Here is a 16,793-nt window from a genome sequence, read left to right on the forward strand (position 1 = left end):
CGGCGCGCGCGGCCTCGGCGGCCCGGGCGGCGGCCTCGAGCTCGGGACCCCGCTCCGGCGCGGCCGCGACCAGGGCGCGAACCTCTTCGAGCTCGGCGTCGAGGCGCGCCAGGGCGGTGGTCGCGTCCTCGCCGGCCTGGGCCTCGCGGGCCTGGTCGGCCTCGATGCGGGCCAGATCGTTCGACAGGCGCTCGAACTCGGCGGCGGCGGCCTCGGCCTCGCGCTCGGCGCGGTCCTTCTGGATGGCCAGCTGGCCCAGCACCGCCTGGGCGATCGTCGCCTCCTCGCGCAGCGGCGGCATGGCGGCCTCGGCCTGGGTGATCGCCACCTGGGCGGCGGCGCTGGCGCGGGCGGTCTCCTCGACCCGGCGCGCGGCCTCCGTCGCCTCGGCCTGGGTGCGCTCCAGCGTGTCGCGCGCCTCGGTCCAGCGGGCGTAGAGCACCGCCCCCTGCACGGCGCGGATCTCGGCCGACAGGCGCTTGTACTTCTCGGCCTGGCGCGCCTCGCGGCGCAGGCGGTTCAGCGCCGTCTCCAGCTCGCGCGCCACGTCCTCCAGCCGCGCCAGATTGGCCTCGGCGGCGCGCAGGCGAAGTTCCGCCTCATGCCGACGGGTGTGCAGCCCCGAGACCCCGGCGGCCTCTTCCAGGATCCGGCGGCGGTTCTGCGGCTTGGCGCCGATCAGCTCGCTGATCTGGCCCTGGCGGACCAGGGCCGGCGAGTTGGCCCCCGTCGAGGCGTCGGCGAACAGGAGCTGGACGTCGCGGGCCCGCACCTCGCGGCCGTTGATCTTGTAGGTCGAGCCCGCCCCGCGATCGATGCGGCGGACGACCTCCAGCACCGGATCGTCGTTGAACTGGGCCGGGGCGGTGCGGTCGGCGTTGTCGATGGTCAGGGCGACGTCGGCATGGTTGCGTGGCGGCCGCGCGCCGCTGCCGGCGAAGATCACGTCGTCCATGCCGCCGGCCCGCATGGCCTTGGCCGAGTTGGCGCCCATCACCCAGCGCAGGGCTTCCAAGAGGTTCGACTTGCCGCAGCCGTTGGGTCCGACGATGCCGGTCAGGCCCGGCTCGATCCGGAACTCGGTCGGCTCGACGAAGGACTTGAAGCCCGAAAGGCGCAGGCGCTGGAACTGCACGGCGGCGGTCCCCTCCGGCCCTCAGCCCTTCGCCGCGGTGGCGAAGGCCTTGGCGAGCTGGGCCATGTCGGAGCCGTCCGCGAGCGGCGCGCCATTGACGAAGAAGGTCGGGGTGCCCTCGATCCCGTCGGCCTGGGCGCGGGCGAAACGGTCGTTGACGGCCTTCAGCGCCGCCGCGTCGTTCAGGGCGTCCGAGAACTGCTTGTCGGTCAGGCCATATTGCTTGCCGATCGCCTGCAGGCCCTCGAACAGCTGGCCGCTCTGGTAGATGGCCTCCTGCCGCTGGAAGACCGTGGTCAGGACCTCGAAATACTTTCCCGGAATCCGGCGAGCGAGGATGAAGCCGGCCGCCGCGAACTCGGGGGGCGGGGTCAGGAACTCGCGGAACACCATTCGCGCCTTGCCGGTGTCCAGGAAGCGCTTGCGCACCTCCGGCAGCGCGTTCAGCCACCAGTGGGCGCAGTGCGGGCAGCTGGCCGAGGCGTAGACCACGAACTGCGCCGGCGCCTTGGGCGAGCCCAGGATCATGTCGCCGGGCTTGGCCGGCAGCGGCTTGGCGACCGCAAGGGCCGGCGCCGCGGCGACCGCCAGGCCCGAGACGACCAGGGCGCGACGATCGACCGTCATCATTTCGCCGCCGCGGCGATGGCGGCGTCCAGCTCTTGCAGGGTGCGCTCGCCGCCTTCCGCGGCGCCGACCTTCTTGCCGTTGACGACGAAGGTGGGCGTGCCCTGGACCTTGGCTTCCGTCCCCCACTTCTCGACGCGGGCGTTCAGCGCCTTCAGCGCCTTTTCGTCGGTGACGCAGGCGTTGAACTGCTGTTCGCTCATGCCGGCCGACTGGGCGACCGCCAGCAGGCCTTCGCGGAACTGGCCGGTCTGGAACATCTGGTCCTGGGCGCGATAGACCGAGTCGATCACCTGGAAGTATTTGTCCTTGCCGGCGCAGCGGGCCATCAGGAACGCGGCGGCGGCCACCTCGTTCGGCGGGGTGATGATCTCGCGATAGACGTAGTTGACCTTGCCGGTGTCGATATATTTGGCCTTGAAGGCCGGATAGACGTCGCGGTTCCACCGCGCGCAGTGGACGCATGAGGCCGAGGCGTATTCCACCACCACGACCTTGGCGTTCGGATTGCCCTGGGTCATGTCGTCGGCGCCGACCTTTTCGGCCTTGGGGCCGCAGCTGGCGAGCCCGGCCGCGAGCGCGGCGACGAGAGTGACACGGCTGATCAGCGAACGCATGCAAAGGCCCTTCGGCGGTCGATCGAGAAGTGTAAGCCCGATTCTGGTTCGGCGCCGAAAAAGGCGCCATCAGGACGAGCGCATGAGCGCGAGCGGCGGGCCGTTGTCAATGGTTCAGCGCTGTTCGCGCAGCACGCCCCGGCCGAGCTTCATCAGCGCGTCCTTCAGGCCGCCGTCGGGCTGGCCGGCGAGACTGTCGGCCAGCTGCTTCTCCAGCGCCGCGTCCAGCGGCGGCTTTCGAGCGGGGCGCGGAGGCGCCGAGGCGGTCGCCGCCTTGACGGGGCCTTGGACGATGCGCAGCCGCGTGACCACGCCCTTGCCCAGCAGCATGTCGAGACGGGCGGTGATCTGCGGGGCCTGGTGCTGGATCAGCGAGGCCACCGGACCGTCGACCCGCAGTTCCAGGGCGCCGCCCTGGCCGCCCCGGCCCTTGATGATCCGGACCGGCTCGGTGCGCCGGGCCAGGGTGTCGCCGACGATCTCGCGCCAGCGGGCCTGCAGCGCCGCCGGACCCTGGCCGAAGCGGGTCTCCAGCTCCTTCAGAAGCGGCGCCAGGTTCTTGCCGGCCGGCGGCGGGGGGCGGCGCTGCGGCTTGGTCCGCTTGGCGCGCAGGATCGCGATCGCTTCTTCCGGGCTGGGCAGGGGGCGGCGGGCCATGCGCCAAGGCTAGCACGGCGGGGGCCGTTCGCGGTAGGCGAGGGACATGAAAGAGCGCGCCTTGATCCGTTCGGCCCTGCTGGCCTGGTATGACCGCCAGGCCCGCGATCTGGCCTGGCGCGTCGGACCCGCCGACCGCCGCGCGGGCACGCGGAGCGATCCGTATCGCGTCTGGCTGTCGGAGGTGATGCTGCAGCAGACGACGGTGCCGCACGCGACGCCGTATTTCCTGTCCTTCACCGCGCGATGGCCGACGGTGTCGGACCTGGCGGCCGTCGACGACGGTGAGTTGATGGCGGCCTGGGCGGGGCTCGGCTACTACGCCCGCGCCCGCAACCTCCTGGCCTGCGCCCGGGCGGTGGCTGGTCAGCACGGCGGCGTCTTTCCCGACACCGAGGAGGGGCTGCGGGCCTTGCCGGGCGTCGGGGCCTATACCGCCGCCGCCGTCGCGGCGATCGCCTTCGACCGGCCGGCCAATGTCGTGGACGGCAATGTCGAGCGGGTGATGTCCCGCCTGTTCGCCGTCGAGACGCCACTGCCCGACGCCAAGCCCGAGCTGAAGGCTCTCGCCGGCGAGCTCGTCACCGATGATCGCCCGGGCGACTGGGCCCAGGCGCTGATGGATCTGGGCGCGACGGTCTGCAAGCCGAAGGCCCCGCTGTGCGACCGCTGCCCGCTCTCGGCGTGGTGCGCGGCGTTCCAGGGCGGCGCGCCCGAGACCTATCCGCGCAAGACGAAGAAGGCCGACCGCCCGCGCCGGCACGGGGTCGCCTATGTGCTGACGCGCGGCGGCGCGGTGGCCCTGGTCCGCCGGCCGCCAAGGGGATTGCTGGGCGGCATGCTGGGCCTGCCGACCTCGGAGTGGCGGGCGACGCCGTTCTCGGACGCCGAGGCCGTCGCCGCCGCGCCGGTTGCCGCCGCCTGGCGCGATCTGGGCGCGGTCGAGCACGTCTTCACGCACTTTTCCCTGACCCTGCGGGTGCTGGCGGCCGAGAGCGCCCCGGAAGACCCGGGCGACTTCGCCTGGACGCCGCGCGAGGGGCTGGGCGCGCTGCCGAGCGTCTTCCTGAAGGCGGCGCGGGCGGCCGAGCGGTTGATCTAGCGGCGCGCGAACGCGGCCATCGCGTCCAGGAAGTCGTTGCCGAATATCTTCAGCAAGAAGGCGGCGATCACCAAGATCAAGGAGTAGGTCAAAGCCGACACGACGCCGATCATCACGTCCTTCCAAAGGGGGCGGCCGCGCGCCAGAGCGTCGCGCTCGATCGCCGGGGTCTCATCCTCCAGCACGCTTTGAGCATAGCCGGACAGGGCGCTATCGGCGGTTTCGCGAAAGGCCTTCAGGGTCGTCGGGGTCCATTGGCGGGAGAAGCCTCTCATCTCGGCCACCGTCGGCGAGCGACCTTCCCGCGCCTCGTGGCCTCGGAGCCATTCACGCTTGGCCTGCTTGTAGAGTCCGTAGGCGATGAAGCCTTCGATATCGTCCGATGCACGGACCAGTTGGTCGAATACCGGACTATGGTCGCTGGCCGCCATAGCGCCCGAACCTACCGCCCAGCCAGCACTGACTTGGCGCGCGACAGGGCGCGTTCATGGACGTCTCGGCTCAGGCTGACCACCTTGCTGCCGTCTGGACGTCTCATTGTCCGCAGGACGCTGCCATTGCGCGTCGCCTGGAAGGCGACGGGGCTAACGACCGCTTTCTCGCCAAGGAGCTTTCCGAGCCGGATCATAAGGTGAACACTCTCACCTCGAGCGGCGTCGCGCAAGGCGCCAGGGGGAAAATGAGAGCCTCAGTTCATTCCCGCCCGCACCTGCGCCCGCAGCACGTCGATCGGGGCGAGGCCCGCGTCGGTCTTGAAGTGCCAGTAGGTCCAGCCGTTGCAGGCCGGGGCGCTCTGCACCAGGGCGCCGATCTTGTGGATCGAGCCCGACAGGTCGCCGACCGTGATCGAGCCGTCCGGCCGCACCTTGGCCACGTGGGTGCCCTTGGCGCAGTAGAGGGTGTCGCCCGGTGACAGCAGGCCGGCCTCGACGATCGTGCCGAAGGGCACGCGCGGCTCGGCGCGCTTGCTGCCCATGACTTCCAGGTCCTCGGGCGCGATCGGCGTGACCTTGGCGATGCGCGCCTTGGCGTGCTCGAGGTATTCGGCCTCGCGCTCGATGCCGATGAACTTGCGTCCCAGGCGCTTGGCGGCCGCGCCGGTGGTGCCGACGCCGAAGAATGGATCCAGGATCACGTCGCCCGGCTTGGTCGTCGACAGGATCACCCGATAGAGCAGGGCTTCCGGCTTCTGGGTCGGATGGGCCTTCGCCCCGTCGGCGCCCTTGATCCGCTCCTCGCCGGTGCACAGCGGGATGGTCCAGTCCGAGCGCATCTGCACCTCGTCATTGGCCATCTTCAGCGCGTCGTAGTTGAAGGTGTAGCGCTTGGCGCTCTGGCTCTTCGACGCCCAGATCAGGGTCTCGTGGGCGTTGGCGAAGCGGGTGCCCTTGAAGTTCGGCATTGGGTTCGACTTGCGCCAGACGATGTCGTTCAGGATCCAGAAGCCCAGGTCCTGGATCGCCACGCCGACGCGGAAGATGTTGTGATAGCTGCCGATCACCCAGATCGCGCCGTCGTCCTTCAGCACGCGGCGGGCGGCCTTCAGCCACTCGCGGGTGAACTTGTCGTAGGCCGCGAAGCTCTCGAACTGGTCCCAGTGATCGTCGACGGCGTCGACCTTGGAATTGTCGGGACGCAGCAGGTCGCCGCCCAGCTGCAGATTATAGGGCGGGTCGGCGAAGATCAGGTCGACCGACTTCTCGGGCAGGGCGTTCATCTGCTCGATGCAGTCGCCCAGGATGATGGTTTCCGGCCCGAACTTCATGGTCCCGCGTCCTCAGGAAAGAGAACGGAATCATGAGTCTTGCTGGTAAATCCGGTGTTGAGAGACGTGGTTAACGGCCTATTCGGCCGCATCCTCGAATGGAAGGCTCAGGGTCAGCTCGCCCGCCAGGGCCGCCTTGACCGGCGCCCAGCCCAGCCGGTGGATCGGCGAGGGGCCCAGGCGAATCAGGCCCTCGACGTGCACGGGCGCGTGATAGCCCTTGTGGCCGGCGAAGCCGTAGCCGGGATAGAGGGCGTCGGCCTCGATCATGATCCGGTCGCGGGCCTCCTTGGCCAGGATCGAGGCGGCGGCGATCGAGCACGACAGGCTGTCACCCTTGACCACGGTCTTGATCGGGCAAGGCAGATTGAATCGATAATTGCCGTCCACGAGCGCGATGGCCGGCCGGACCGACAGGCCCTCGATCGCGCGACACATGGCGCGGCCGGTGGCGTGCAGGATGTTGTACTCGGCGATCTCCTCGATCGAGGCCAGGCCCACGCTCCAGGCGATGGCGACCGCCTTGATCTCTTCCTCCAGGGCCGCGCGAGCCTTGGCGGTCAGCTTCTTGGAGTCGTTCAGCCCCTTGGGCACGCGGTCGGGATCCAGGATCACCGCGGCGGCGCTGACCGGCCCGGCCCACGGACCGCGCCCGGCCTCGTCCACCCCGCAGACAGGCCCCTGTCCGCAGGCCAGCTCCAGCATCATGTCGGGTCCGGGCGGCATGTCCGCTGTTTAGGCCGCTTCGCCGCCGATGGGAATGCGCGCGAAGAAGCCCGACGATCTCTCAGCCTAAACCACCCGCCTCGCCATCGCCCGGCATTCCTCATGCCGGTAACACGTCACCAGGTGGTCGTTGACCAGCCCCGTCGCCTGCATGAAGGCGTAGACGATCACCGGGCCGCAGAACTTGAAGCCCTTGGCCTTCAGGGCCTTGGCCATGTCGACGGCCAGCGGGGTCTGGGCCGGGACCTCGCCGGCGCGCCAGTGGTTCTGGATCGGCGCGCCGCCGACCATGTCCCACAGGAAGGTCGCGAAGTCCTCGCCGCGCTCGCGCATGTCGAGATAGATCCGCGCGCCGGAGATGGCCGCGTCGATCTTGCCGTTCGAGCGGATGATGCCGGCGTCGGCCATCAGACGGGCGCGGTCGGCCTCGTCGAAGCGGGCGACCTTGTCTGGATCGAAGTCGGCGAAGGCCGCGCGGAACGCCTCGCGCTTGCGCAGGATGGTGATCCACGACAGGCCGGCCTGGAAACCGTCCAGCACCAGCTTTTCCCACAGGGCCCGGGAGTCCCACTCGGGCACGCCCCACTCGTGGTCGTGATAGGCCTCGTAGAACGGATCCCCGTTCATGCCCTTCCAGGTGCAGCGCGCGATCTCGGTCATTCGGCGAAGCTATCAGAACTTTTCGAGAACAAAAGCCCTCAGGTCAGCCAGGCGGGACGCTCGACCGTCACCGGCCGGCCTTCGACGGTCAGGGCGACGTCCTCGATCCGGTCGAGCCGCAGCAACGCCATGGCCCGCCCGTCGCGCCCGCTCAGCACCTCGCCGGCCCGCAGCGCGCCGGCCAGCACCTCGGCGCCGAAGGCCGGGGACGGGCCGTCGAAGACGATCGGCAGCATGCGGTTCTTGATCGTCCCGCGCCGCTTCATCCGGCTGGTGGTCTCCTGGCCGACGAAACAGCCCTTCTTGAAGTCGATCCCCGCCAGCAGGTCGAAATCGGCCTCGATCGGATAGGTCGTCTCCTCGCCCCAGTCGGCGGGACCGGGGACGCCCAGGGCCAGGCGATGGGCGTCATAGGCGTCCTCGTCCGCGCTCGCGGGGCGATCGTCATAGGCGCGCGCGCCCAGGGCCGGCAGACGGGGGTCGGCATAGAGCCCTTCCCCGGCGAGCGCGCCGCCGAACACGGCCAGGACCGGCCGGTCGCTGGCCTCCAGCGCCACCTTGGCGCGCAGGCGATAGATCGAAAGGCGCTGGAGCAGGGCCTCGCGCCGCGCCGCCGCCACGTCCAGCAAGGCGCCGTCGTCGGTTCCCGCGATGAACAGGTCGAACAGCAGCTTGCCCTGCGGCGTCAGCAGGGCGCCGAACCGCAACTCGCCCGGCGCGAGCGTCTCGACGTCCTGGGTCAGCAGCCCTTGCAGGAAGCTCCGCCAATCGGGACCGCTGACGGCGATGACGGCGCGGGAAGTCAGGCGAGCGATGATCATGGCGACGATATAGCCCCGGCGCGAGGTCGCCGCCACGCAGGGCCGGGGCGCGACCTTAGGTCGCGGTGTCATGAAAGCTTTGCTTAACTCGCGGGGTGCGCCGACTCGGCGAGCGGCCTATAGATGGACCGATGACACAGCGGGCCTTCCCGATTCTCTTCATCACGGCCACCCGCATCGGCGATGCGGTGCTGTCGTCCGGCCTGATCAAGCTTCTGGCCGACCAGATCCCGAACGCTCGCTTCACCATCGTCGCCGGCCCGCTGGCCGCGCCGCTGTTCGCCCACGTGCCGGGCCTGGACCGGGTCATCGTGATGGAGAAGACCAAGGGCAAGGGCCATTGGTTCAGGCTGTGGAACCAGGTGCGTCACAAGAAGTGGGGTCTGGTCGTCGATCTGCGCGGCTCGGCCACGGCCCTGTTCCTGCGCCGCGACAAGCGGGCGATCTGGAAGAGAACGCCGGGGGAGGTCGTGCACAAGGTGGTCGACGCCGCCCGCACCCTGAAGCTGGAGGGCGATCCGCCGCCGCCGCACCTCTACATCACCCCCGAGGTGCAGGCCCTGGCCGACGACCTCCTGGGGCTGTCGGGCGGCGCGGCCGACGGGCCGATCCTGGCCATGGGGCCGGCCTCCAACTGGATCGGCAAGGTCTGGCCGATCGAGCGCTTCACCCAGACGGCGGCCGCGCTGCTGGACAAGGACGGCCCGATGGCGGGCGGTCGCCTGGTCATCCTGGGCGGACCCGAGGACACGCGGATGGTCGAGGAGCTGCGCATGGCCTCGGCGCGCGGCCGGACCATCGACCTGACCGGCAAGCTGGACCTGCTGACCGCCTATGCCGTGCTGCGCCGGGCGCGGCTGTTCATCGGCAACGACTCGGGCCTGATGCACATCGCCGCCGCCGCCGGCGCGCCGACCCTGGGCCTGTTCGGACCCTCCGACGAGCGGCGCTACGGGCCGTGGGGCGAGCACGCCATGGCCGTGCGCGGGCCGCGCGACTTCGCGCAGTTCCTGGCCATCGATCCGCTGCTGTCCCAGGCCATCCGCCACATGAGCGATCTGCCGGTGGCGACCGTGGTCAAGGCGGCCAAGGCCCTGCTGGCGCGCACGGGTCCGATCGCCGAGCCCGCCCCGCCGGTCGAGGCGCCCCCAAGCGAGGCGGCCCCGAGCGCGGCGCTTGTCGACGAGGCCGCCGCCGAACCCCAGGTCGCGCCGCCCGCCCTGGACGTGATCGTCGAGCCCGAAGACTCCGAACGGGTCGTGCCTCTGCGGCGCGCGGGCCAGCGCAAGCGCGCGCCGAAGGCCTAGCCGGGCCGGGCGACCGCCTGGGTGGGAGGGGGCTTGCGGCGATCGGCGCGGGCTCCTACGACCACGCCAGACCACCGCCAGGAGCCTCCTCATGACCCAGACCTTCGACCTGATCGTGCGCGGTGGCGAGGTGGTCAATCACGCGGGCCGGGGCTTCGCCGACATCGGCGTGCGCGGCGGCAAGATCGCCGCGATCGGCGACCTCGCCCAGGCCAGCGCCGACGAGGTGTTCGACGCCACGGGCCTGACGGTGCTGCCCGGCGTCATCGACAGCCAGGTCCACTTCCGCGAGCCGGGCCTGGAGTGGAAGGAAGACCTGGAGAGCGGTTCGCGCGGCGCGGCCCTGGGCGGCGTCACCGCCGTCTTCGAGATGCCCAACACCGAGCCGACCACCACCGACGCCGACGCCCTGGCCGACAAGCTGGCGCGCGCCAAGGGCCGGATGCACACCGACCATGCCTTTTATGTCGGCGGCACCCACGAGAACGCGACCTTCCTGGGCGAGCTGGAGCGCCTGCCGGGCTGCTGCGGGATCAAGGTGTTCATGGGCGCCTCGACCGGCTCGCTGCTGGTGCAGGACGACGCGGGCGTCGAGAACGTGCTGCGCCACGTCAACCGCCGCGCGGCCTTCCACTCCGAGGACGAGTATCGCTTGGCCGAGCGCCGGAGCCTGGCCCGTCCCGGCGACTGGACCAGCCATCCGGAGGTCCGCGACGCCCAGGCCGCTCTGCAATCGACCCACCGCCTGGTCCGCATCGCCAAGAGCCTCGGCAAGCGCATCCACGTGCTGCACGTGACCACCAAGGAAGAGATCGACTTCCTGGCCGAGCACAAGGACGTCGCCAGCGTCGAGGTGACGCCGCAGCACCTGACCCTGGTCGCGCCGGAGGCCTATGAGCGCCTGAAGGGCTTCGCCCAGATGAACCCACCGATCCGCGACGCCGACCACGTGGCCGGGGTCTGGCGCGGCATCGAGGCCGGCATCGCCGACGTGCTGGGCAGCGACCACGCGCCCCACACCCGCGAGGAAAAGGCCCGCCCCTACCCGGCCTCGCCGTCGGGCATGCCGGGGGTCCAGACCCTGGTCCCGATCATGCTGACCCACGTGGTCGACGGGAAGCTGACCCTGGAGCGGTTCGTGGATCTCACCAGCCATGGCGTGAACCGCATCTTCGGCTTGGCCGACAAGGGCCGCATCGCCGAGGGCTTCGACGCCGACCTGACCATCGTCGACATGAAGGCCCGCCGCGTCATCACCCACGACTGGATGGCCACCCGCTCGGGCTGGACCCCGTTCGACGGCTTCAAGGCCAAGGCCTGGCCCAAGGCGACCATCGTGCGCGGGACCGTGGTCATGCGCGACGACGAGATCGTCGCCGAAGGGCGCGGCGAGCCGGTGCGGTTCCTGGAGACGTTGGCGGGGTAGGGGCGGGATGTCGGCGAGGGCCTCTACCGAACAGCGCGCGGCCCGAAGCAGCGCGCTCGCCCCCGATTGAACAGTTGTTGGGGCCGCGACATAACAGGCCATGGACGGATCGAGCCTCACCAACGCCCCCTTCCGCGATGCCCGCTACGCGCCCCGCGCGCTGGAGGTCGAGCGGCGCGGCGACGCGCTGATCCTGCGCAACCCGATGCCCTATTCGGTCGCGGTCCAGACCACCACCGCGCCCTTGGCCCGCTGGGCCGCCGAGGCGCCGGACCGGGTCTGGCTGGCCGAGCGTGACGGCGACGGCTGGCGGACCGTGACCCATGGCGCGGCCAAGCCGAGGGTCGCGGCCCTGGCCGGCGGCCTGCGGAACCTGGGCCTCTCGCGCGGACGACCGCTGCTGATCCTGGCGCGCAACGGCATCGATCACGCGCTGATCACCTATGCCGCCATGAGCCTGGCGGCCCCCGCCGCGCCGGTCTCGCCCCAGTACGGGCTGAAGGGCGCCGATCTCGGCCGACTGGCCAACGCCGTCGCGCGGATCCAGCCCGGGGCCGTCTATGTCGACGACGCCCAGGCCTTCGCCGACGCCCTGGAGGCGCCGTTCCTGGCCGGCCTGCCGGTGGTGGTCAGTCGCAACCCGCGACCGGGCGACGTCATGTTCGACGACCTGCTGGCCAGCGCGCCCGTCGAACCCGAGGCCCGGCCCGACGACGTCGCCAAGCTGCTCCTGACCTCCGGCTCGACCGGGCGGCCCAAGGCGGTGATCTGCACCCACGCCAATATCGCGCTGAACGCCGCCCAGATCGAGGCCTGCTACGACGATCCCGAGCCGCCGGTGCTGGTCAATTCCGCGCCCTGGAGCCACAGCCTGGGCGCCAACGCCATCCTGCACATGGTGCTGCACCGGGGCGGGACGCTTTACATCGACGCCGGCCAGCCCGTGCCCGGACGTTTCGACGAGACGGTCCGCAATCTGCGCGAGGTGGCGACCACCTATCACAACATGGTCCCCGCCGGCTGGGCGATGCTGATCGGCGAGCTGGAGCGCGACGAAGCCCTGGCCGCCAAGGTGTTCGAGAAGGTTCGCGTGCTGCAGTACGGCGGCGCGGCCATGGCCCAGTCGATCCTCGACCGCGTCCAGGCCGTGGCGGTGCGCACCGTCGGCGAGCGGATCACCTTCGCGGCCGGCTACGGCGCGACCGAGACCGGGCCGACGGCCTGCAACATCCACTGGCTGAACGCCCGGTCGGGCATGGTCGGCCTGCCGACGCCCGGCACCTCGGTCAAGCTGGTTCCGGCTGGCGACGGCGGCAAGTTCGAGATCCGGGTCAAGGGGCCGCAGGTCTCGCCCGGCTATCTCGACCAGCCCGACGCCACGCGCGAGGCCTTCGACGAGGACGGTTTCTATCGCTTGGGCGACGCCGCCCGGCTGGCCGATCCGGAGGATCCCTCGGCGGGGCTCGTCTTCGATGGCCGACTGGTCGAGAACTTCAAGCTGGCCAGCGGCGCCTTCGTGGCGGCCGGGGCGTTGCGGGTCGCGGCGGTGTCGGCGATCGGCGGCCTCGTCTCCGACGCGGTGGTCTGCGGCGAGGGCCAGGAGGGCGTCGGGCTGATGCTGTTCCTCGACGCCAAGGCCTGCGCCGCCTTCGAAGGCTCCGCGCGCGAGGCGATCGCCGAGCGGCTGGCCCGCTTCAATCGCGAGGCCAAGGGCGGCACGGGCCGGATCGCCCGCGCCCTGATCCTGGACGGCGCCCCCGACGCCGCCAGCGGCGAGTTGACCGACAAGGGCTATATCAACCAGGCCCTGGCCCGCGACCGCCGCCCTGCCGAATTGGCCCGCCTGTTCGCGAACGCGCCGGACGAAGGCGTGATCGTGCTCTGACCGGTCATCGCCGGACCCAAAGACAAAAAAGAGGAAACGCATGAACGGCGCCGACGCCCTGATCACCACCCTGGCCGACAACGGCGTCACCGCCTGTTTCGCCAATCCCGGCACCAGCGAGATGCAGTTCGTCTCGGCCCTGGACCGCGAGCCGCGCATGCGCTCGGTGCTGTGCCTGTTCGAGGGCGTGGCGACCGGCGCCGCCGACGGCTATGGCCGGATGGCGGGGCGGCCCGCCTGCACCCTGCTGCACCTGGGCCCCGGCTACGCCAATGGCGCGGCCAATCTGCACAACGCCCGCCGCGCCTTCACGCCGGTGGTCAACGTCATCGGCGACCACGCCACCTATCACCGCGACTTCGACGCGCCGCTGAACAGCGACATCGCCGCCCTGGCCGCGCCCAATTCGCTGTGGGTCAAGTCGGCCGAGACCGCCGACGCGGTCGGACCGCTGGCGGCCGAGGCCATCACCGCCAGCTATGGAACGCCCGGCGGCAACGCCTGCCTGATCCTGCCGGCCGACGCGGCCTGGAACCCGACCCGCGTGAAGGGGCCCGTGGTGACGCCGCCCGCCTTCGCCGCGCCGGACCCCGCCGCCGTCGCGGCCGTGGCCAAGGCCTTGGGAGCGTCGGCCAAGCCGGTGCTGCTGCTTGGCTCCGGCGCGTGCGGCGAGGCCGCGCTGACGGCGGCCGGGCGCCTGGCCGCCCACGGAGTCCGTGTGCTGACCGACACCTTCACGGCCCGCCAGGCGCGGGGCGAGGGCCGCTTCCGGCCGGACAAGCTGCCCTATTTCGGCGAGCAGGCGCTGAAGGACCTCGAGGGCGCCGACCTGATGGTCCTGGTCGCCACCCAGCGTCCGGTGGCCTTCTTCGCCTATCCGGACCGGCCCAGCGTGCTGGTTCCCGATGGCTGCGCGGTCGAGACCCTCTGCGGTCGCGAGGTCGAGGCGGCGGCGGCGCTGAACGCCCTGGCCGACGCCCTCGGCGCGCCCGCCGTCGGTCCGGCCGAGGCGCTCGTGCTGCCCGACGCCCCCAGCGGCCGCCTGGACGCCTGGGCCATCGGCGCGTCGATCGCCCGCCACATGCCCGCCGAGACGGTGATATCGGACGACGCGGTGACGGCGGGCCTGCCGATCTTCACCCAGACCCGCTCCGCGCGCGCCCACGACTGGCTGTCCCTGACCGGCGGGGCGATCGGGCAGGGGATCCCGCTGGCGATCGGCGCGGCCGTGGCCTGTCCCGAGCGCAAGGTCCTGGCCCTGACCGGCGACGGCGCCGGCATGTACACGGTGCAAGGGCTCTGGACGATCGTCCGTGAGCGGCTGGACGTCACCGTCGTGGTCTTCGCCAACCACGCCTATCGCATTCTCGGGATCGAACTGGGCCGCACCGGCGCGGGCAATCCGGGTCCGGCGGCCGCCAAGCTGCTGGACCTGGGCGATCCCCGCATCGACTGGGTCGGGATGGCCCAGGGGATGGGCATGGCCGCCGAGCGCGCCACGACCGCCGAGGCCTTCGACGACGCCTTCGCCCGCGCCATGGCCGCGCCGGGGCCGCGCCTCATCGAAGCGGCGATGGGCTAGGCTTCCGAGGCGAAGGCGCCGAGCGCGTTCGAGCGGCTATCACGCTTCAGCGCGGCAGGACCTTGTCCAGCGCCTCGGCCACGGCGGTCATCCCCGCGCGGTTGGGATGATAGGGCGCGGCGCCGGGCGCGGGGTAGCCGTTCATCCACGGCTGGGCCGCGCAGGCGTCGTGACCGCGGCTGAGGCGGTCGGCGCGGATGACGCGGGCGCCGTGCTCCCGCGCGACCTCGGCGGTGATCCGCGCCAGGCGAGAGGCCTTGGCGCGGGCGGCGTCGGCCGAGGCCTTCGACATCGGCGTCGCCGCGCAAACGCCCTTCGCCGGCAGCACCACCGGATACTGCACCAGGGCGATCGTGGCCTTGGGCGCCCGCGCCCGGATCGCGTCGACGATCCCGGCCATCGTGGTCTTCAGGGTGGCGTAGTCGGCCTCGGTGACCACGCGCTCGGCCTGGCAGCCGGACTTGTTCAGCGCGCGGCAGGACGCGGCGATCAGGCCGCCGACATAGCCGAGGTCGTTGCCGCCGATGGTCACGGTGACGAGGCGCGTGTCGGCGGTCACGGCGTCGATCTGGGCGGGCACCTCGCCCCAAGGCGCCAGAATGGCCGCCGTCGTGGCCCCGCTGCAGCTGACATCGACGAGGTCGAGGCCGCGACGGGCGGCGAACTGGTGGGCGTAGTTGTGGGTCGAGCGGCCGCAGCGCGCGGGTCCGCTCGCCTCATACGCGCCGAGGCCCTGGCCGGCCGCGAACGAGCTGCCCATCGCCACGTAGCGCGGGCCCGCCTGGGCCTGGGCGGCGATCGTCAGCAGGACGACGGTCAGAGAAAGCGCGCGAAACATGACTTTAGAGCCCCCATTTGGCTTGGATATGCGTGGAACCGCGGCCCGCGCCTTCTCCGAACGACGACGCCGCAAAGGAAAACCCGCCCGGATCGCTCCGGACGGGCTTCCTAGGATCAGATCCTCGCGCTGAAAATCAGCCCTTGGTCTTGTTGGTCGGCAGCTTGCAGCCGCCGCCGATGCCCTTGGCCTGGGCGCAGGAGAGGAACTCCTTGGCCGCCGGCTTGGCGACGCCGGTCGGATAGCCCAGCACCCAGCCGGGCAGGCCGTCGGAGCAGGCCACTTCCACGAAGCCCTCGTTGTCGTTGGCGCCCATCACGCGGATGTCCGACACCTTGCACGAGGCCTTGTTGAAGCCGACCAGGTCCTGGGTCAGGCGGGCGAACTGGACGTCCTTCTTGGTGAAGCTGCAGCGGAAGCCGTTCAGCTCGGCCGTGACGCAGTCATAGACCGCGCCGCCGGTGGCGGTGAACACGGCGATGCCGCCGGCGTCGCTGTTCTTGCACTTCAGCTCGACGATTTCCTTCTTCGGGTCGTTGGTCGGCAGCATGCCGTACTTCTCGACGTCGCAGGGGAAGCCGGCCTTGGTGGCGAGCTTGCTGTAGAAGCCGGCCTGCTCGGTCTGGGCCGCCACCGCGTCGCTCAGGGTGCAGCCGCCGCCGACGAAGCCGGCCTGGGCGCACGGGATGGCGCGGGCGAAGGCGCCGCTGGCGGCCGTCTGCTGATAGACGTAGCCCTTGCCGTCCTGGCAGGCGACCTCGAAGTAGTTGTCGCTCTTGGTGCTGAGGATATAGCGCTTGTCCTTGATCGCGCAGGTCGTGCCCGCGCTCGCGGCCGCCGTGTTCAGGGTGTCGACCACGGCCAGCTGGGTCTGACGGTTGGTCAGCTTGCAGCTGACATTGCCGCCTTCCTCGTACAGCAGGCAGCTGTTGACCGAGACGTCGCCGGCCAGATTGATCGGCGCGGTGGTCTGGACGATGTAGCCGGCGCCGCCCTTACAGGCGACTTCGAAATAGGCGTTCTTCGCGCCGGAGCCGATGCCGCGCGAATTCTCGATGTCGCAGCTGACATTGGCCTTCTTGACGTAGGGGCCCAGGTCCGTCTTCCAGTTCTGGTTGCCCGGCAGGATGCAGGCCAGACCGCCGACCTTGCCGTCCGGACCCGGCTGGCTCGACTCCAGGCAGGTATAGATCTGGGGCGCGGTGTCCTTCTTGGCGATGACCGCCAGGCCCATGCCCTCCTTACAGGCGACCTCGTAGTACTTCGTGCCGGCCTTCTTGTCCTCGCCGATGGCGCGGGCGTCCGAGACCGTGCAGCCGGCGCCGCTGGCCTGGACGATCGCCGGCGCCTCCTTCATGCCCGCTTCGCGCGCCTTGGCGTCGATGGCGGGCTTGCCCTTCTCTTCCTTCGGCGCCGAAATGACGGCGGCCGGCACGAGAATGGCGACCGCGAGGGCGGCCGTCAGGCCGATCGCGAAACGCTTCATGGGAAAGATCTCCTGGGTAGATTCCTCGCGCGGACATAAGCGCGTGCTTGTATCAGGGGTCAAGAGACCCTCCGACCTGGGCGCCATGATGACGGGCTCCAGGCGTGAAAAATGGGTCGAAACGACGACGTGCGTCGGCTGAGCGACGCGGAAGGAAAC

At 70.7% G+C, this 16,793-nt stretch carries 16 protein-coding genes; 5 read left to right on the top strand and 11 right to left on the bottom strand.

The features are described from left to right. The 4 genes from Q0V34_RS15805 to Q0V34_RS15820 all read right to left on the bottom strand — a co-directional run. On the bottom strand, positions 1-1,135 hold a 1,135-nt coding region (locus Q0V34_RS15805; RefSeq protein WP_297513617.1), incomplete at its 3' end, for an AAA family ATPase. A gap of 21 nt (positions 1,136-1,156) precedes the next feature. Beyond that, positions 1,157-1,762: a thioredoxin domain-containing protein gene (locus Q0V34_RS15810; protein ID WP_297513620.1), complete on the bottom strand. Its 606-nt coding sequence runs from the start codon at positions 1,760-1,762 to the stop codon at positions 1,157-1,159. Then, positions 1,762-2,379 carry a DsbA family protein gene (locus Q0V34_RS15815; protein WP_297513623.1) on the bottom strand — a complete coding sequence of 206 codons (618 nt, stop codon included), beginning with the start codon at positions 2,377-2,379 and terminating at the stop codon, positions 1,762-1,764. The genes Q0V34_RS15810 and Q0V34_RS15815 overlap by 1 nt, the downstream gene beginning before the upstream one ends. A gap of 114 nt (positions 2,380-2,493) precedes the next feature. Further along, complete coding sequence (locus Q0V34_RS15820) at positions 2,494-3,036, bottom strand: DUF721 domain-containing protein (RefSeq protein ID WP_297513626.1); 543 nt, start codon at positions 3,034-3,036, stop codon at positions 2,494-2,496. A 46-nt stretch (positions 3,037-3,082) separates the two neighbouring features. Between Q0V34_RS15820 and mutY the strand changes: the two genes are divergently transcribed. Continuing rightward, on the top strand, positions 3,083-4,138 hold the full coding sequence (gene mutY, locus Q0V34_RS15825) for an A/G-specific adenine glycosylase (protein ID WP_297513629.1): 1,056 nt from the start codon (positions 3,083-3,085) through the stop codon (positions 4,136-4,138). On the opposite strand, the gene Q0V34_RS15830 is transcribed toward mutY, so the two are convergent. From Q0V34_RS15830 to Q0V34_RS15850, 5 genes are all read right to left on the bottom strand, one after another. Next, positions 4,135-4,569: a hypothetical protein gene (locus Q0V34_RS15830; protein WP_297513632.1), complete on the bottom strand. Its 435-nt coding sequence runs from the start codon at positions 4,567-4,569 to the stop codon at positions 4,135-4,137. The genes mutY and Q0V34_RS15830 overlap by 4 nt on opposite strands. A 257-nt stretch (positions 4,570-4,826) precedes the next feature. Continuing rightward, positions 4,827-5,903 (bottom strand): adenine-specific DNA-methyltransferase CcrM, encoded by a 1,077-nt coding sequence (gene ccrM, locus Q0V34_RS15835; RefSeq protein ID WP_297513635.1) that lies wholly within the window; start codon positions 5,901-5,903, stop codon positions 4,827-4,829. Between the two features lie 78 nt (positions 5,904-5,981). Then, on the bottom strand, positions 5,982-6,629 hold the full coding sequence (locus tag Q0V34_RS15840; RefSeq protein WP_297513638.1) for a ribonuclease HII: 648 nt from the start codon (positions 6,627-6,629) through the stop codon (positions 5,982-5,984). Between the two features lie 66 nt (positions 6,630-6,695). Then, positions 6,696-7,289 (bottom strand): DNA-3-methyladenine glycosylase I, encoded by a 594-nt coding sequence (locus Q0V34_RS15845; RefSeq protein ID WP_297513641.1) that lies wholly within the window; start codon positions 7,287-7,289, stop codon positions 6,696-6,698. A gap of 38 nt (positions 7,290-7,327) precedes the next feature. Further along, on the bottom strand, positions 7,328-8,119 hold the full coding sequence (locus Q0V34_RS15850; protein WP_297513721.1) for a folate-binding protein YgfZ: 792 nt from the start codon (positions 8,117-8,119) through the stop codon (positions 7,328-7,330). 122 nt (positions 8,120-8,241) lie between these two features. On the opposite strand from Q0V34_RS15850, the gene Q0V34_RS15855 reads away from it, so the two are divergent. The 4 genes from Q0V34_RS15855 (at position 8,242) to Q0V34_RS15870 (ending at position 14,310) form a co-directional block, all read left to right on the top strand. Then, positions 8,242-9,417 (top strand): glycosyltransferase family 9 protein, encoded by a 1,176-nt coding sequence (locus Q0V34_RS15855; protein WP_297513644.1) that lies wholly within the window; start codon positions 8,242-8,244, stop codon positions 9,415-9,417. 91 nt (positions 9,418-9,508) lie between these two features. After that, positions 9,509-10,843 (top strand): dihydroorotase, encoded by a 1,335-nt coding sequence (locus tag Q0V34_RS15860; RefSeq protein WP_297513647.1) that lies wholly within the window; start codon positions 9,509-9,511, stop codon positions 10,841-10,843. A 100-nt stretch (positions 10,844-10,943) separates the two neighbouring features. Beyond that, entirely contained in the window at positions 10,944-12,728 is a 1,785-nt protein-coding gene (locus tag Q0V34_RS15865) for a feruloyl-CoA synthase (protein ID WP_297513649.1), read from the top strand. Between the two features lie 40 nt (positions 12,729-12,768). Then, positions 12,769-14,310, top strand: a complete 1,542-nt coding sequence (locus tag Q0V34_RS15870; RefSeq protein ID WP_297513650.1) for an acetolactate synthase large subunit — start codon at positions 12,769-12,771, stop codon at positions 14,308-14,310. 46 nt (positions 14,311-14,356) lie between these two features. On the opposite strand, the gene Q0V34_RS15875 is transcribed toward Q0V34_RS15870, so the two are convergent. After that, entirely contained in the window at positions 14,357-15,148 is a 792-nt protein-coding gene (locus tag Q0V34_RS15875) for an SGNH/GDSL hydrolase family protein (protein ID WP_297513652.1), read from the bottom strand. Between the two features lie 136 nt (positions 15,149-15,284). After that, complete coding sequence (locus Q0V34_RS15880) at positions 15,285-16,643, bottom strand: hypothetical protein (RefSeq protein WP_297513724.1); 1,359 nt, start codon at positions 16,641-16,643, stop codon at positions 15,285-15,287. Positions 16,644-16,793 lie beyond the last annotated feature (150 nt).

It is taken from the genome of uncultured Caulobacter sp., assembly GCF_947036865.1.
In the GTDB taxonomy this organism is placed as follows: domain Bacteria; phylum Pseudomonadota; class Alphaproteobacteria; order Caulobacterales; family Caulobacteraceae; genus Caulobacter.

What these genes read in the sequence shown, in the direction of transcription:
- Q0V34_RS15810 (WP_297513620.1), bottom strand. Translation starts at nt 1,762, where the DNA reads ATGACGGTCGATCGTCGCGCCCTGGTCGTCTCGGGCCTGGCGGTCGCC.
- Q0V34_RS15865 (WP_297513649.1), top strand. Translation starts at nt 10,944, where the DNA reads ATGGACGGATCGAGCCTCACCAACGCCCCCTTCCGCGATGCCCGCTAC.
- Q0V34_RS15840 (WP_297513638.1), bottom strand. Translation starts at nt 6,629, where the DNA reads ATGCCGCCCGGACCCGACATGATGCTGGAGCTGGCCTGCGGACAGGGG.
- Q0V34_RS15815 (WP_297513623.1), bottom strand. Translation starts at nt 2,379, where the DNA reads ATGCGTTCGCTGATCAGCCGTGTCACTCTCGTCGCCGCGCTCGCGGCC.
- Q0V34_RS15860 (WP_297513647.1), top strand. Translation starts at nt 9,509, where the DNA reads ATGACCCAGACCTTCGACCTGATCGTGCGCGGTGGCGAGGTGGTCAAT.
- Q0V34_RS15845 (WP_297513641.1), bottom strand. Translation starts at nt 7,289, where the DNA reads ATGACCGAGATCGCGCGCTGCACCTGGAAGGGCATGAACGGGGATCCG.
- ccrM (WP_297513635.1), bottom strand. Translation starts at nt 5,903, where the DNA reads ATGAAGTTCGGGCCGGAAACCATCATCCTGGGCGACTGCATCGAGCAG.
- Q0V34_RS15820 (WP_297513626.1), bottom strand. Translation starts at nt 3,036, where the DNA reads ATGGCCCGCCGCCCCCTGCCCAGCCCGGAAGAAGCGATCGCGATCCTG.
- mutY (WP_297513629.1), top strand. Translation starts at nt 3,083, where the DNA reads ATGAAAGAGCGCGCCTTGATCCGTTCGGCCCTGCTGGCCTGGTATGAC.
- Q0V34_RS15875 (WP_297513652.1), bottom strand. Translation starts at nt 15,148, where the DNA reads ATGTTTCGCGCGCTTTCTCTGACCGTCGTCCTGCTGACGATCGCCGCC.
- Q0V34_RS15855 (WP_297513644.1), top strand. Translation starts at nt 8,242, where the DNA reads ATGACACAGCGGGCCTTCCCGATTCTCTTCATCACGGCCACCCGCATC.
- Q0V34_RS15830 (WP_297513632.1), bottom strand. Translation starts at nt 4,569, where the DNA reads ATGGCGGCCAGCGACCATAGTCCGGTATTCGACCAACTGGTCCGTGCA.
- Q0V34_RS15870 (WP_297513650.1), top strand. Translation starts at nt 12,769, where the DNA reads ATGAACGGCGCCGACGCCCTGATCACCACCCTGGCCGACAACGGCGTC.